The sequence below is a fragment of the Pseudoalteromonas sp. B131b genome (assembly GCF_037162545.1).
Lineage (GTDB): Bacteria > Pseudomonadota > Gammaproteobacteria > Enterobacterales > Alteromonadaceae > Pseudoalteromonas > Pseudoalteromonas fuliginea.
In genome coordinates, this window is sequence record NZ_JARLUZ010000001.1 from 1674821 (window position 1) to 1689382 (window position 14562).

Consider the following 14562-nt stretch of genomic DNA (forward strand, 5'->3'; position numbering starts at 1 on the left):
GATAGTAAACTGTGTTCAACGGTTAGGAAAAACCTAACGATTAAATAAATTAAAACAGGACTAAAACTCATGAAATTACTAAACACATTACTTAGCTCAAAAGCAGGCGTAGCAGCATTAATTTTACGAGTGCCAGTTGGCCTTATTTTAGCGGCGCATGGAGCACAAAAGCTATTTGCTTGGTTTGGCGGTTACGGGCTTGAAGGCACTGGGCAGTGGATGGCGAGTATTGGTTTAGAGCCTGGCTATTGGTTAGCAATGATGGCTGGTAGCGCTGAGTTTTTTGGTGGCATTGCATTAGCAATTGGTTTGTTAACGCGCCCTGCTGCTGTAGTTTCTGGCTTTACTATGCTGATTGCTATTTTTAGCGTACATATTAGTAATGGCTTATTTATGGCAAACAATGGTTATGAATATGCATTAACGTTACTTGTTGTAACTGTGGTTTTAGCAATTCAGGGAGCGGGAAGTTTTTCGCTTGATAACGTATTAGTTAAAAAACTAGCTAATAAATAGAGTTTTTAAATTAAAAAATAGCGGCCAATTTGGCCGCTATTTTTGTTTAAATTATTTAGCAGATAATGTTAAAGAATAGCTGTACTGTTTTTGTTCGAGTAAATATTCTTTATGGGTACTTGGGCTCCATGAATCATCGCCACCAACCCCCATATGTTGATGATCAATGTGTACATGTACGCAATCATCAGCAATGAGTTCGTTAGTGTGTTTCGCTTGCGTTAACATACTTTGCGAATACTCGCTGGCGGCAAACAAAAACGCGCCAGTCACAGTTAAGTTATTAATACGCAGTAATTGGCAATCGCTACGCAGGCCATTATCAGTTGGGAATATATACGGTGTATGTAGCTCATTTAAGCTCAAGCTGTAATAACCTAAACGAGCTGCGGCTTTGCGATCTGGGTAGTTTTCAAAAGGCCCTAAACCTAGCCAGTTTACTTTTGTATCGCTTTGTTTGTTAAGCGTTGTACTTAGCCCTATGCGCGGCATTGGCGGAAGTGTATCGTTTAAGTGCACATCAATATTTAAGCTAATCTTACCGGTATTATTTAGTGTATATAGCCACTGTGTTTGAGCCTGTAGCACGCCATTAAACTCGTACTTAAATACACAAGTAATACGTACATCAACACTTGATTTCACGGCGTGAATTGAGCTACATGTGCGCTGCCATTGCCCTATACCTGCACGTAACCAACGAGCCTCCCATGCATTAGGGTCTAGGTTGTCTACTTCGCTTACACCAATGTCGTTATCAAGTGGGGCACGATAAAAGTTATCAACCAGTGGGCTACTAATAACCTGAGTATCGTTTTGTAACCACTGCTCTATAAGCCCTGATTGCTTGCTAAAAATAAGTTTAAATTTATCGTTTTCAATACTTAGTTGAGAGTCGGTTTCTCTAACACTTATAGCGTTTTGCTCTGTAGTTGATGTAAATGACTTACTGCTTAAATTGTTACTATTTATAAGCTTAAACTGCTCTGAATCCATAACGTGATTAGCATTTGCAAAGTGTGAGTCGTTAATTAGTGCTACATCTAAATTAAGGTAATATTGCGCACCTTGCTCAAACGCTGTTTTAGTTTTAATTGTTAACGTGTGCGTACTTTGCGGAGCAATATTAATAATTTGCTCGCCTTGTTCAACACAGATGCCATTTTGCATTAACTGCCAAACGAGCTTTTCGTTATCTGTGTGTCTAAATACGTAATCGCTAAATACATCAATAGTGTATTGATTTTTAGTTTGCTCGCGCAATGTAAATTGTAAATGCTGTTGGCTGTATTTAGCTTCAAACAGGCTAGGGTGCGGCGTACGGTCTGGAAATAATAACCCGTTTATACAAAATTGGCGGTCATTTAGCTCATCACCAAAATCGCCACCGTAAGCCCAATAATGCTCACCGTTTTCGTCAGTTTTAGATAAACCTTGGTCTACCCAATCCCAAATAAAGCCGCCTTGTAGGCGAGGGTATTCTCTAAATGCTTGCCAGTAGTCGTCAAAGCTACCTAGGCTGTTACCCATTGCATGGGCGTACTCACATAAAATAAGCGGGCGCGTTTCACCCGGTAGGCTTAGCCATTTTTTTATTGAATATTTTGGTACGGCGTCATCGGCAACATGTGTATCTACACGGGCATACATAGGGCAAATAATGTCGGTAGCCGTTGTATTTGCGCCGCCGCCTTCGTATTGCACAGGGCGCGAAGGGTCAAAGCTTTTTGACCAGCCGTACATGGCATCATGATTTGCGCCGTGTCCGCATTCGTTTCCTAGTGACCAAATAATAATTGAGGTGTGGTTTTTATCGCGCTCAACCATTTGTGTATAACGCGACATAAATGCACCAGCCCACTGCGGATCGCTAGCTAAACGCCCCATAGGAAACATGCCATGGGTTTCTATATTTGCTTCATCAACTACGTATAAACCTAGCTCGTCACATAGTTCGTAAAAACGAGGGTGGTTAGGGTAATGAGCAGTACGCACGGCATTAAAGTTATTTTGCTTCATCAGCTTAATATCTTCAATCATATCGGCGGTAGTAACTGTATGGCCGTTTTCTGGGTGGTGTTCGTGGCGGTTAACACCGCGAATAAGTAGCGGTTTGCCGTTTAAGCAAAGCTGCCCGTTCAGCATTTCTACTTTTCTAAAGCCAATGTTGTAGGCTTCTGCGTCTATAGTATTGCCTTGATCATCAAGCAGACTCACAACGCAGCGGTATAAGTACGGGGTTTCGGCGGTCCATTTTTTAGGGCTTTGTATATCAATTGTTTGAAATACAACATCGCTCCAGCCACCTTTTTCATCAACACGTTTATTGTTAGTACTTTGAATTTGTGGCTCACATAGCGCCTGTTCGCCATCAAAAACTTGCACTGCTATTTGATAGTTATTTGGCGCATTAATCGCCGTTTTTATCTGTAGCGTTGCATCGCGATAGCAAGCGTCTAAATCGGGGGTTATAAACACATCACGTATTTTGTTTTGTGGTTTTGTAAGTAAGTTAACATCGCGAAAAATACCGCTTAGCCACCACATGTCCTGATCTTCTAAATAACTGCCATCGCTCCAACGAATAACCATAACGGCAATACGGTTAGTGCCTGCAACTAATAGTTCGCTTAAATCAAACTCGCTCGGTAAACGGCTATCTTGTGAATAACCCACCCATTGTCCGTTACACCACAGGTGAAACGCCGAGTTAACGCCTTCAAAAATAATATGATTACGTTGAGTTAGCTTACTTTCGCTTATATTAAATTCAGTGCGGTAACAGCCTGTAGGGTTGTCGCTTGGTACAAAAGGCGGGTTAACTGCAAATGGGTACTTAACATTACAGTAAATAGGTTTATCAAAGCCGTGTAATTGCCAGTTAGAAGGCACTGTAATGCTTTGCCAGTCGCTGTTTAGTGTTTCACTTAGCAACGATTCATCAACCGCTTCGGGTTTATCAAATAATTTAAAGTCCCATTGCCCATTTAAACTTTGTTTTTGCGATTGTGTGTTAGTACGGGCATGTTCAACGCTTTTAAAACCATTGAGTGGGCTGTGCGCTTTTACTTGATTAACTTGTACTGAAATTGGGTTTTCCCAATCGCGGCGATTAATTATGTGCTGTAAAGAAGTCATGTTTATCCTATTGCATAAGCGGGCAATTATAATGTGCTAAATATAGCTAAAAATAATCGCAGGGGTTATGCTTAAAGCTCTCCTTTATTTATCCAAAACTATCATTGTAATTATGCGCCATAACATTAAAGACATACTCGATATTGGCCCGCACTGCACAGAGCGCTTTATTGATTCGCAAACGCTCGCGCAAATGCCAAACCTTGAAATAGCACTTGCGGGTTGCTCAAACCTATCGGGTCGTTATTGCGTAGCACGCTCAGCACCGCTAGAACACACACTTTTTTATACGCTTGCAGGGCAGGGTAAATTAACAACACAAAATGAGCAGTACACACTTAATGCCAATACACTTATTGTGCTACCAGCAAAGCAAAGCTTTGAAGTGAAAATTGATGCTGATCATTGGGATGTTATTTGGTTAAACCTTGCAAATACTAAACGTTGGCAGCATTTAAATTTAGCGCAAGCATTGGTATTAACCGAGCAAAAACTTGAGCCGTTACACCTTGCTATGGAGCTTTTATACAGCGAGCCCAATGCTAATTTACGCGAAAGCGTAACGCCTATTTTAAGTCATTACTTAAATGCTACGCTGCAAAATAACTCACAAGGTGCGGCGCATAACCGTTTAATTAGTTTGTTTGAAGAGGTAGACAAGCGCTTGCAGTTTGATTGGACAATAGAGGCAATGTGCGAACATGTGCATTACTCATCGCCGCATTTACATCGGTTATGCCAAGCGCAATTTGGTAAAAGCCCAATACAACAACTTATTTATTTACGCATTGAGCGAGCTAAAAACTTATTGTTAAACACGGCTTGGCCAATATCGCATGTGGCAAATTATGTGGGGTACTCTAATATTTTTAATTTTTCCAAACGTTTTAAGAAGTCGGTAGGTGTGTCGCCAAGCGAATTTAGAAAATAACGTTAGCGGCTCTCTACATTTGAATAAATTTAAGGTATTGTGCGATTTCTTAAATTGCATTTTAGAGTTTTAGGTAGGTAATGCGCTCAAACCGTTTTTTAATAGTGATATTATTAGTGCTTGTACACAGCTTTATTAGCTGTGATGGCGCTGCGTATCATTTACAAGAAGATGTTGATCACGTAACCAGTTCGTTATCGCAAGGCGACTCCATAGCCGATGATAACCAAAGCGATAAAACATCAACTACCGAGATTCATGCTCACCAACATTGCCATTGTGGCTATAACAGCACCTCTAGCCATTCAATAAGCCCTGAGCAAAGTAAAGCAACTTCGCCTGCGTGCTATAACGGGTTAAATTACCCGCCAGATGTACCGCCACCAAATTTTTATAGCTAGTTTCTAACTTTAAATACTTTGTATATTAGAGCCTGCGTTTATGCGCTATTAGGCTAGTTATATGCATATTTAGGTTACTTGATCGCGCTTGTTTTTAAAGTAGGCGTAGTGATTAAGTTAACTCTGTTTATTAAAAAACGGACACGCTATATGAATAAAAAACCAATTATACTGGTGGCGCTAATGTGCGCGTTACCTGCTTTTAGTACTTTGGCGAATGTTAAAACATTAACCCTTAAGCAAGCGCTGAGTAATACCGAACAACAAAACCCGGTATTAAAACGCTACCCTTATCATCAAAAAATATTGAGTGCGCTTAAAACTCAAGCAGCTCTTTCGCCTAATCCTGTATTGAATGTTGAAGCCGAAAACTTACTGGGTACTAACAAGGCGCGTGGCATTCAAGGCGCTGAAATAACACTTGGGCTTAGCCAACTAATAGAGCTGGGCGATAAGCGCCAAAGTCGTATTAATTACGCAACCGCCAATATAAAAGCCCAAGCAATACAGTATCAAAATACCCGTTTAGTGTTATTGGCAACCACTGCTGAGCGATACTATCAAGGGCTTAAATTTCAAACATTATTAAGTTTAAATAGTGAACGTAAACAGGTAGTTACCCAGGCGCTTAAAGCGATTGAACAAAGAGCCAATGCGGGTGCTGCGTCGCAAGCTGATGTAACGCGCATGCGTTATGCACTTAGCCAAGTAGAGCTTGATAAAGCCATGCTTAATAGTGAATTTGAGCGAGCAAGTTTATCGCTTAACGAGCTGTGGAGTGAGGAGCAACCCTACAATACTTTTGCTGGCAATATTAATGCAATTACTGCGCTTAAATCAGCGCAAGCACTTTTAGATGCGGTTAACCAAGCCCCTGAATTTGCATTATTACAGCAGCAATATTTACAGCAAACAGCTAACTTAACACTGCAAAAAGCAAACGGACAAATCGATATTAATATAGGGGGAGGCGTGCGCTATAACCAACAAAGCGACTCCAGCTCATTAGTGTTTTCGTTTTCTATGCCACTGCAATTAAGTAACTCTAATAGCGGAAATATTGCAGCTGCAAATAGTCAGCTCATGCTTTTAAATGAGCAGCAAGGGCAATTGCGCATCCAGCTGCGCCAGCAAGTACGTACTTTGTACGCTTATTATCAAGGTCGAGCTAATCAGGCAAAGCTATTATCTGATCAAATTATTCCTCAGGCACAAACATTGATTGAGCAAAGCTTAAAAAGTTATCAACGCGGACAAATTTCGGTGTTGCAATTACTTGATGCTCAACAAGCACTTTTTGATTCTAAACGCACACTTATTACCACTCACGCAGAGCTGTACCAAGTGTTACTTACTCTTGAGCGTTTAACAGGCCAATCTTTAATTGAGACTCATCAATCATGAACAAAAATATAATCGCATTACTAGTATCACTTTCGTTTGCCTGCAGCTTTGTAAGCACTGATGTATTTGCCTCTGCTGAACATGGCGAGTCAGGTCATAAAGAAACAGAGCAACACGAGAAAAAACAAGGTCCACACGGCGGCTTTTTATTAACTGATCCTAAATTAACCCTTGAGCTTAAATTGCAAGAATTTGCAGGTAATGTTGAGCTGCGCGTATACGGCTATAAACAAAATAAGCCAATTAATATAAACGACTTAAACATAACAATGAGTTTAAAGCGCTTAGTTGAAGGGTCGCAAAATATACAGTTTGCAGCTGAGGGCGACTACCTTGTTAGCACACAATCAATTAACGAACCACATTCGTTTGCACTTACCGTTACTGCTAATTATAAAGGCGAGAGCATTAGCTATGAATACGACCAACACGAAGGCCGTACCACGCTAACAGAGCGAGCTATTGAGCGCGCAGGTATTAAAACTGAGATAGCGCAAAGTGGTAAAGTGGATATTACCGATACGCTTTTTGGCGTTATTGCACCAACGCAGCACGGCACGGTAGAAGTAATGGCGCCGTATACAGGATTGATCAGCGATATTTTTGTAAGCATTGGTCAAAACGTTAAAAAAGGCGAAGTACTTGCCAATGTAACCAACCGCGAAACACTGCAAAATTACGCCATTAAAAGCCCAATTAGCGGCGTTGTAACCGAGCAATACTTAAAGCGTGGCGAGCTTGCAAGCACCAGCGCACTGATGCAGGTAGTTAACCTTGATAAAGTGTGGGTTGAGTTATCGGCTTTTCCTGAAAACATTGAAAAACTCGCCATTGGTCAAAGCGCTAAAGTGTACGACTTGCATCATCATTTAAATACGCAAGGCAAAGTGTTTTTTATAGCCCCAATGATGACAGGCGGGCACATAGCGCGTGCCCGTATAGAGCTTAATAACCCAGACGGGCATTGGCGCCCAGGCATGCATATAAATAGCGATGTAAGTGTGGCTAAAATAAATGCCAGCGTGCGTGTAAAGCCACAAGCCATTCAAGAGTTTAACGGTCAACCCAGTGTGTTTGTTCGTAAAAATAATGTATTTGAAGTGCGCCCCGTTACCTTAGGCGCAAAAAATAGCGAGTGGGTAGAAGTACTTGCAGGTTTAAACGCGGGTAGCGAATACGTAACAGACAATAGTTATGTCATTAAAGCTGATATTTTAAAAAGCGGCGCAAGCCACGCTCACTAGGAGGCACCATGATTAATTGGATAGTTTCTTTTGCGGTTAAACGCCGCATTCTGGTGCTTGCGCTTACATTTTTATTTGCTGGATTTGGTGTATACAACATTCAAAATTTAGCGGTAGACGCAGTACCCGATATAACTAACGTACAAGTGCAAATTAATACCAAAGCACAGGGTTTTACGCCATTAGAGGTAGAGCAACGCATTACTTATTTGGTAGAAACCGCCATGGCGGGCATACCTAAGCTTGATTACACCCGTTCGCTTTCGCGTTATGGGCTTTCGCAAGTAACGGTTATTTTTGATGAAGGCACCGATATTTATTGGGCGCGTCAGCAAATTGGTGAGCGCATTCAAAGTATTCGATCCGACTTACCTAATAACGTAGAGCCAAACTTGGGTCCTATTGCCAGTGGTTTAGGCGAAATATTTACTTATAGTGTGCACGCCGCGCCTAATGCGTTAAAAGAAGATGGCACTGCCTACAACGCCGAAGACTTACGTACTTTGCAAGATTGGGTTATTCGTCCGCAGCTTTTAAAAGTAAAAGGCGTAACCGAAATAAACAGCCAAGGTGGTTTTGAGCGTCAATATCAAGTAGCGCCAGTGCCCGAAAAACTCATTGCCTATAAGCTTACTATTAGCGATGTAATTAGTGCACTTGAGGTTAATAACAGTAACCGAGGCGCAGGCTATATTGAGCGTTTTGATGGGCAATATTTAGTACGCTCACCAGGGCAGTTAAAAACCATTGATGACATAGCCAATACCGTTATAGCTAAGCGCGACGATGCACCTGTACGCATTAAAGATGTGGCTAACGTGCTTTTAGGCAAAGAGCTTAGAACTGGCGCGGCCACTTATAACGGCGAGGAAACCGTGCTCGGCACCGCCATGATGCTAATTGGCGAAAACAGCCGCGTAGTGGCAAAAGCTATGGCTGATAAGTTAGTTGATGTGCAAAAAAGCTTACCCGCTGGCGTTATTGTTGAAGCGGTTTACGACCGTACAACTCTTGTTGATAAAACCATAGCAACCGTGCAAACCAACTTATTTGAAGGTGCCGTTTTAGTGATAGTAATTTTGCTATTACTGCTGGGTAATGTAACGGGCGCGCTTATTACGGCAATGGTTATTCCGTTGAGTATGTTGTTTGCCGTTACAGGTATGGTGGGTAATCGCGTATCGGGTAACCTAATGAGCCTAGGCGCAATCGATTTTGGTTTAATTGTTGATGGTGCTGTAATTGTAGTTGAAAACTGCCTGCGCCAATTAGGTATGGCTCAGCATAAACATGGCAGGCTACTTACCTTAAACGAGCGTTTAAATGTAGTGACCGCAGCCACCAAAGAAGTATTTACACCGGCTGTATTTGGCATTGTTATTATTATGCTAGTTTATTTACCTTTATTTGCACTAAGCGGCGTTGAAGGCAAAATGTTTCAGCCAATGGCATTTACTGTAGTTGTGGCGTTAATTGGCGCGCTTATATTTGGCGTTACCTTTGTACCGGCTGCTATTGCAGTGTTTGTTCGCGGTAAGGTTGATGAAACCGAAAACGCAGTCATGCGCGGCGTTAAAAAAGTGTATAAGCCATTACTTGGTATATCGCTTAAATTACCGTGGCTGATGGTGGGTATTGCCACTGCATTAGTATTAGTACTTGGTTTTAAAGTTAAAAACATGGGCGCAGAATTTTTACCGAAACTTGATGAGGGTGATATTGCTATGCACGCGCTGCGCATTACTGGCACCGGTATTGAGCAATCTGTGCAAATGCAAAAAGAACTTGAGCAAGCCATATTAGATCAGCCTGAGGTTGCTAACGTATTTTCAAAAATTGGTACTGCTGATGTAGCAAGCGATCCTATGCCGCCCAATGTTGCCGATACTTTTTTAATACTTAAACCGCAAGAAGAGTGGCCTAATCCAGCACTCACTAAAGCAGAATTGGTTCAGCAAATTCGTACCCGTGTTAACGATGTACCTGGTAATAATTACGAATTTACACAACCAATAGAAATGCGCTTTAACGAGTTAATTGCTGGCGTGCGCGCCGATGTGGCACTGCGTATTTATGGTGACGACTTAAGCGTACTTAAAGAGTTTGGCGAAAAAGCCACAGGGCTAATGTGTAATATTGCAGGCGCTACCGATGTACGTTTGGAGCAAATGGAAGGATTGCCAACACTTTCGGTAACACCAATGCGCGACCACATGGCGTTATTGGGTTTAAGCGTAAACGATATTCAACAAACACTTGCCGCCGCTGTTGGTGGTGTGCAAACCGGACTAATTTACGAGGGCGATAAACGTTTTTCGTTATTAGTGCGTTTAGATGAACGTTGGTCAAGCGATGTATCACAGCTTGCGCGTTTGCCAGTGGCCGTGCCTAAAAGTGCTAACCCCGACCTTGCATTTGTACCGCTTGGCGAAGTAGCAAATATTAGTATTGATAAAGGGCCTAATCAAATAAACCGCGAAAGTGGTAAGCGCAACGTCGTGGTAACTGCCAATGTAGAGGGGCGCGATTTAGCAAGCTTTGTAAGTGATGCGCAAGCGAGCATGAATGAATCACTTAACTTACCAAGTGGCTATTGGCTTGAATACGGCGGCACGTTTGAGCAGCTACAATCGGCAAGTAAGCGATTGTCGTTGGTTGTGCCGGTCACTTTACTGCTTATATTTGGCTTACTGTATAGCGCCTTTGGATCGCTTCGTGATTCATTGATTATATTTAGTGGTGTGCCACTGGCATTAACGGGGGTGTGCTTGCGTTATTGCTGCGCGATATGCCGCTTTCAATATCAGCAGGTGTCGGCTTTATTGCCCTAAGCGGTGTAGCGGTATTAAACGGCGTAGTTATGCTGTCGTTTATTAAGCAGTTACGAAGCGATGGTTTAAGTTTGTTTGATGCAATTCACAGCGGTGCACTACAGCGCCTGCGCCCAGTACTGATGACGGCGCTGGTGGCAAGTTTAGGCTTTATACCTATGGCGCTTAATTCGGGAACGGGTTCTGAGGTGCAAAGGCCACTTGCAACGGTAGTGGTTGGCGGGATTATTTCATCAACTTTACTGACACTGTTAATATTGCCTGCGCTTTATAAGTTAGTACATTCTAAATTTACTAAAAAAGCAGAAGCTGAATTAGCTTAAATACTAGCTACTGATAATGTAATAAAAAAGCAGCTGTACTTACAGCTGCTTTTTTATTTGGGTATTATTTAGCAAAAATACGACATTAATTATATTGAAAAAGATTATCCCAGCGCTCATCCAGTATCGTTTTTGCGTGATCTAAATTTATTGCGCTATACACATCACTAGTGCACGTTACCAAACGCATACGCACCAGCTTTTCAAGTGCGTCGCTAATTTCAAAATCAAGATCGCACTGGTATTTACTTTTAAACCAATGCTCTATTTGTTCATCAAGCGTTTGTGCGGTTAAGCCGCTTTCTGATTTTAGTAAAAAGGTATACGCAAGCAGCGCTTCTTTTATGTCTTCTTCTTCGGCGGCGTCAATAAGAGTGTGAAAAACACCCGCGTTGTTATCAAGGTTTTTAAAGTAGAGATTATCGCTAAGCGCTTTCATAAATTTAATTTTACGGTTTTTAAACTTACTCCATTCTTTAAAAATAAAGCTGCCAAATACTCCCATGCCAATAGCAAAGGTAATAAAGTGTTGTTGGGTCATTTCTACAGCTTCACTTCTAAAACCACCCCAAAAAGCAAACAGAGCAAGCAATAATACGATTGATGCACCAAGTTTGGTTATAAGCACTACTGCACCGCCAACTAAAGCCGATGAGCCAATAATTGCTTTATCAATAGGGCGCATGCGTACTTCGCTATTAGGAAATAGCATTTCGAGATCGGCCTTTGGCACATTTTGAAACAACTTTACTATGGTTGAGCTTGGCTCAAATCCCATTGGCGTTTTATTTTTAGCTGCAAAATAAGCGCTATCTTTAAAGCGAATAAACACCGCAACACGGTCGTAATTAGTAAAGTGCAGCGGTTTTTTACGCAAGCCCCAAAAGCTGGTGATAGTTTCAGTGAGTTGCGACTCGCCACGGCGATAAAATACCACTTCTTCAAAGTCGTCAAATTCAACCTCAAGGCGCACTTTAAATAGTGATTCTTCGTTTAATGCCTCTTGTAAGTCTTCATTGGTGATCACTTCAAAATTAGCAGCATTGAGCACTTTGGCAAAATCTTTAGCAAAATCACGTTGGCACTGCGCTTTTTGATCCGCCGATACTGGCGCTAATGATCGCGTGTCACTATTAGGATCAAACGGGGCGTAGTTATTTTTAAGTGATTCAAGTGTTGCGTGGTAATCGTAATGAATAAGGCTGGCTAGTAAATCGCAAAATTGTTTAAACGATGTTTTTTGTGTACTGCTTCTAAGCTCTTCGCTACACATATCAACAATATCTTGCTTTCTAAAGGGAATAAAACGCGCACTTTGCATAAATTTAATAACTACTTACAATTAAAATACTCACTACTTTTAATTGTAAGTTAATTTGTCTGCTATTTCTAACGTGCTTTTTGTTTAAGCACTATTTATCTTGGCTAGAAGGAAAAAAGCCGAGTTATAGTCATAACTCGGCCTAAATATTAATTATTTTGTGTACCTTTAAAATTTATAACTTACATTTACACCTAAATTACGGCCTGCTTCGCTGTAGCGTTTAATGCCGTTATCAGTCACTCCGATCCCAGGTCTCATATCACCTTGGTCAACAAAGCGGACACTATCCCAACGGTAATATTCTTTATCTGTTACGTTGTATACGCCTGCAACCAAGCGTAAAGACTCAGTAATATTGTAATACCCAGTTAGGTCAATAATTGTTGCTGCATTACTAGAATAAAGAGGGTATGTTTTTTCGCCATTTTCATCGATTGTAAAGGAGTCTTTATCTTCTTTACCTGCAGTGTAAGAAGCATATGTGTGAACGCCCCAATTACCTTCAGGCTGGTCGTAGCTTATTCCCCACGTTAAATTAAACGGCTGAATAGAGTAGATAGGCGTATCTTCGCTATTTTCACCACTTGTATAAGCCGCTTGTACACGCGTTTTTAAACCGGGTGTTAAATCAAATGTGCGGCTTAGGTTAAGGTCGGCCGAGAACTCAATACCTTTAATTTCAACGGTATCTGAATTAAAGTTGACAAAAAATCCATCAGGGTCTGTTTCACCTGTATTAGTATTTATGCCTTGACGTTTTTCGCTATCAATAAAGTCTTTATACTTACTGAAAAAAGTACCTAAACGAAAACTATCTTTAGAAAACTCACCAACTAATGCAACGTCATAGTTAGTGCTGTATTCCGCTTTTAGATCGGCATTGGGTACTTCATTCCAATCATCGAGAGTGCCACTTGTTGTGTACATATCTTCAATGGTAGGTGCTCTGAAGCCAGTTGATACACCCATTTCAATACTAAATGAATCATTGAGTGCTTGTTCAATGCCAGCTGTCCATGTTGCCATAGAGAACGAAATTTCTCCTAATGTTTCTGATTCATCTGAATAGTTTTCATCTGCTTTAGCATTATATGTATAGTGGTCATATCGTGCGCCAAGACGCGCCTGAGTTGTTTTTCCAAGATTAAACGTATCTAAGGCGTATAAAGTATAAATGTCGGCTTCTGATTTTGGGATCAAAGCTTGGCTGCTTGATTCTACCCAACCCTTGTCGTTTAAAATGCTGTTAGACTTTCGTACTTGTGAGTTTTCATAGTCTTTATTTAATATTTCAGCACCATAAACTAATTTATGTTTTTGTTGCGCAAACTTAAATGACTTTTCTAGATCAACTGTTACTTGGAATAGGTCTTGATTAAAAGCACGTGTATCAACACGGTCTTCATCGGTAGTTATTCCACCACCAAAACCAAGTCTAGCGTGTTGGCTCGTATTAGCCGCAAAGTCGATACTTTGTTTATTTAATGCAGTGGTTATTTTATCAAAAAGAGCTGTTTCACCTTCGTATTTATGAAAAACACCAACTCGGGTTGTTTTACTTATATCGTTGCCTACTCGGTTTGAATACCAACCCCCATTAAATGATTGCGTATCAGTAATTACTTTTGTTTTATAATAAGTACCAACAAATCCAATTTCATTGTCAGGACTAATTTCATAAATAAGCTTAGCTAGTACACTATTTAACTTGGTATCTTGAGGGTCAGGAATTTCTCTGGCAGAGCCTTCTATATCAGCGCCATTCATATCATAGTTTTCAAATTCATTACCATCGCGATAGGTATAAATAATGAGTGATTCTAGAGCACCAGTTCTATTAGCCGCAGTGAGTGAGGTCATTGTTTCGCTATTTTCACCACTGTAGCCTGCTTTTATGGCAAAACCTGAGTCATCGCCTTGATAAGAAAGAAAATCGTCAGGATCTTTCGTTGTCATATTAACGGCACCAGCAAGCGAACCGTTACCCGATAAAATAGCATCAGCACCTTTAACAATTTCAACTGATTTTAGTGCTTCAATATCGACACCATTACGTGAACCTTTAAAATATCCGTAAGCTTGTCCGCTTTCGTACTTTAGTGTTTCGCCCTGTGGCACGCCATCAACATTAATAGCAACTCGGTCTTCATCTAATCCTCTAATATTAAAGCCACTTGCACCCCAGCGATCATCACCTTTTGATACAGATACACCAGGTACTAATTTTACTAAATCTTCAAAGTTATCAACTTGGCGAAGTGCTAATTCTTCACTACTCAGTACTTCTACTACCGCATCACGCTCAATGCTTTGAGATTTAACAACCGTTTTTTCTAGTGTTTGTATGGTCTGTCCGAAAGCTTGCCCACTAAGTGCAATGGTTATTGCACTGGTTAAAATGGATTTTTTATATTTCATGATGATCCCTAATTTAATGTTAATTTAAATGC

The 14562-nt window shown here is 40.9% G+C and carries 8 protein-coding genes and 1 pseudogene; 6 read left to right on the forward strand and 3 right to left on the reverse strand.

The features are described from left to right. The first annotated feature begins 69 nt into the window (after nucleotides 1-69). Nucleotides 70-516, forward strand: coding sequence for a DoxX family protein (locus tag P4S65_RS07675; RefSeq protein WP_007378229.1), 447 nt, complete (start codon nucleotides 70-72; stop codon nucleotides 514-516). 51 nt (nucleotides 517-567) lie between these two features. On the opposite strand, the gene P4S65_RS07680 is transcribed toward P4S65_RS07675, so the two are convergent. Further along, the gene (locus tag P4S65_RS07680) at nucleotides 568-3654 is read right to left on the reverse strand and encodes a beta-galactosidase (protein ID WP_096792531.1); all 3087 of its coding nucleotides are present in this window, start codon (nucleotides 3652-3654) and stop codon (nucleotides 568-570) included. A gap of 112 nt (nucleotides 3655-3766) precedes the next feature. Here P4S65_RS07680 and P4S65_RS07685 point away from each other — a divergent pair, with 112 nt between their 5' ends. The 5 genes and pseudogenes from P4S65_RS07685 (at nucleotide 3767) to P4S65_RS07705 (ending at nucleotide 10788) form a co-directional block, all read left to right on the forward strand. Beyond that, nucleotides 3767-4585 (forward strand): AraC family transcriptional regulator, encoded by an 819-nt coding sequence (locus P4S65_RS07685; RefSeq protein WP_337120745.1) that lies wholly within the window; start codon nucleotides 3767-3769, stop codon nucleotides 4583-4585. A gap of 80 nt (nucleotides 4586-4665) precedes the next feature. Further along, the gene (locus tag P4S65_RS07690) at nucleotides 4666-4986 is read left to right on the forward strand and encodes a hypothetical protein (RefSeq protein WP_033028709.1); all 321 of its coding nucleotides are present in this window, start codon (nucleotides 4666-4668) and stop codon (nucleotides 4984-4986) included. Between the two features lie 150 nt (nucleotides 4987-5136). Then, nucleotides 5137-6390 carry a TolC family protein gene (locus P4S65_RS07695; RefSeq protein ID WP_337119889.1) on the forward strand — a complete coding sequence of 418 codons (1254 nt, stop codon included), beginning with the start codon at nucleotides 5137-5139 and terminating at the stop codon, nucleotides 6388-6390. Further along, nucleotides 6387-7634, forward strand: coding sequence for an efflux RND transporter periplasmic adaptor subunit (locus P4S65_RS07700; RefSeq protein ID WP_337119890.1), 1248 nt, complete (start codon nucleotides 6387-6389; stop codon nucleotides 7632-7634). Before P4S65_RS07695 ends, P4S65_RS07700 begins: the two co-directional genes overlap by 4 nt. A gap of 8 nt (nucleotides 7635-7642) precedes the next feature. Next, a pseudogene (locus P4S65_RS07705) lies at nucleotides 7643-10788 on the forward strand (efflux RND transporter permease subunit). 85 nt (nucleotides 10789-10873) lie between these two features. Here P4S65_RS07705 and P4S65_RS07710 read toward each other — a convergent pair. Further along, on the reverse strand, nucleotides 10874-12109 hold the full coding sequence (locus P4S65_RS07710) for a TMEM143 family protein (protein WP_337119891.1): 1236 nt from the start codon (nucleotides 12107-12109) through the stop codon (nucleotides 10874-10876). 168 nt (nucleotides 12110-12277) lie between these two features. Continuing rightward, complete coding sequence (locus tag P4S65_RS07715) at nucleotides 12278-14530, reverse strand: TonB-dependent hemoglobin/transferrin/lactoferrin family receptor (protein ID WP_337119892.1); 2253 nt, start codon at nucleotides 14528-14530, stop codon at nucleotides 12278-12280. Between the last annotated feature and the right edge of the window lie 32 nt (nucleotides 14531-14562).

Excerpts from the sequence above, each read along its gene's own strand:
- P4S65_RS07700 (WP_337119890.1), top strand. The coding sequence starts at position 6,387 with ATGAACAAAAATATAATCGCATTACTAGTATCACTTTCGTTTGCCTGC.
- P4S65_RS07715 (WP_337119892.1), bottom strand. The coding sequence starts at position 14,530 with ATGAAATATAAAAAATCCATTTTAACCAGTGCAATAACCATTGCACTT.
- P4S65_RS07710 (WP_337119891.1), bottom strand. The coding sequence starts at position 12,109 with ATGCAAAGTGCGCGTTTTATTCCCTTTAGAAAGCAAGATATTGTTGAT.
- P4S65_RS07695 (WP_337119889.1), top strand. The coding sequence starts at position 5,137 with ATGAATAAAAAACCAATTATACTGGTGGCGCTAATGTGCGCGTTACCT.
- P4S65_RS07685 (WP_337120745.1), top strand. The coding sequence starts at position 3,767 with ATGCGCCATAACATTAAAGACATACTCGATATTGGCCCGCACTGCACA.
- P4S65_RS07675 (WP_007378229.1), top strand. The coding sequence starts at position 70 with ATGAAATTACTAAACACATTACTTAGCTCAAAAGCAGGCGTAGCAGCA.
- P4S65_RS07680 (WP_096792531.1), bottom strand. The coding sequence starts at position 3,654 with ATGACTTCTTTACAGCACATAATTAATCGCCGCGATTGGGAAAACCCA.
- P4S65_RS07690 (WP_033028709.1), top strand. The coding sequence starts at position 4,666 with ATGCGCTCAAACCGTTTTTTAATAGTGATATTATTAGTGCTTGTACAC.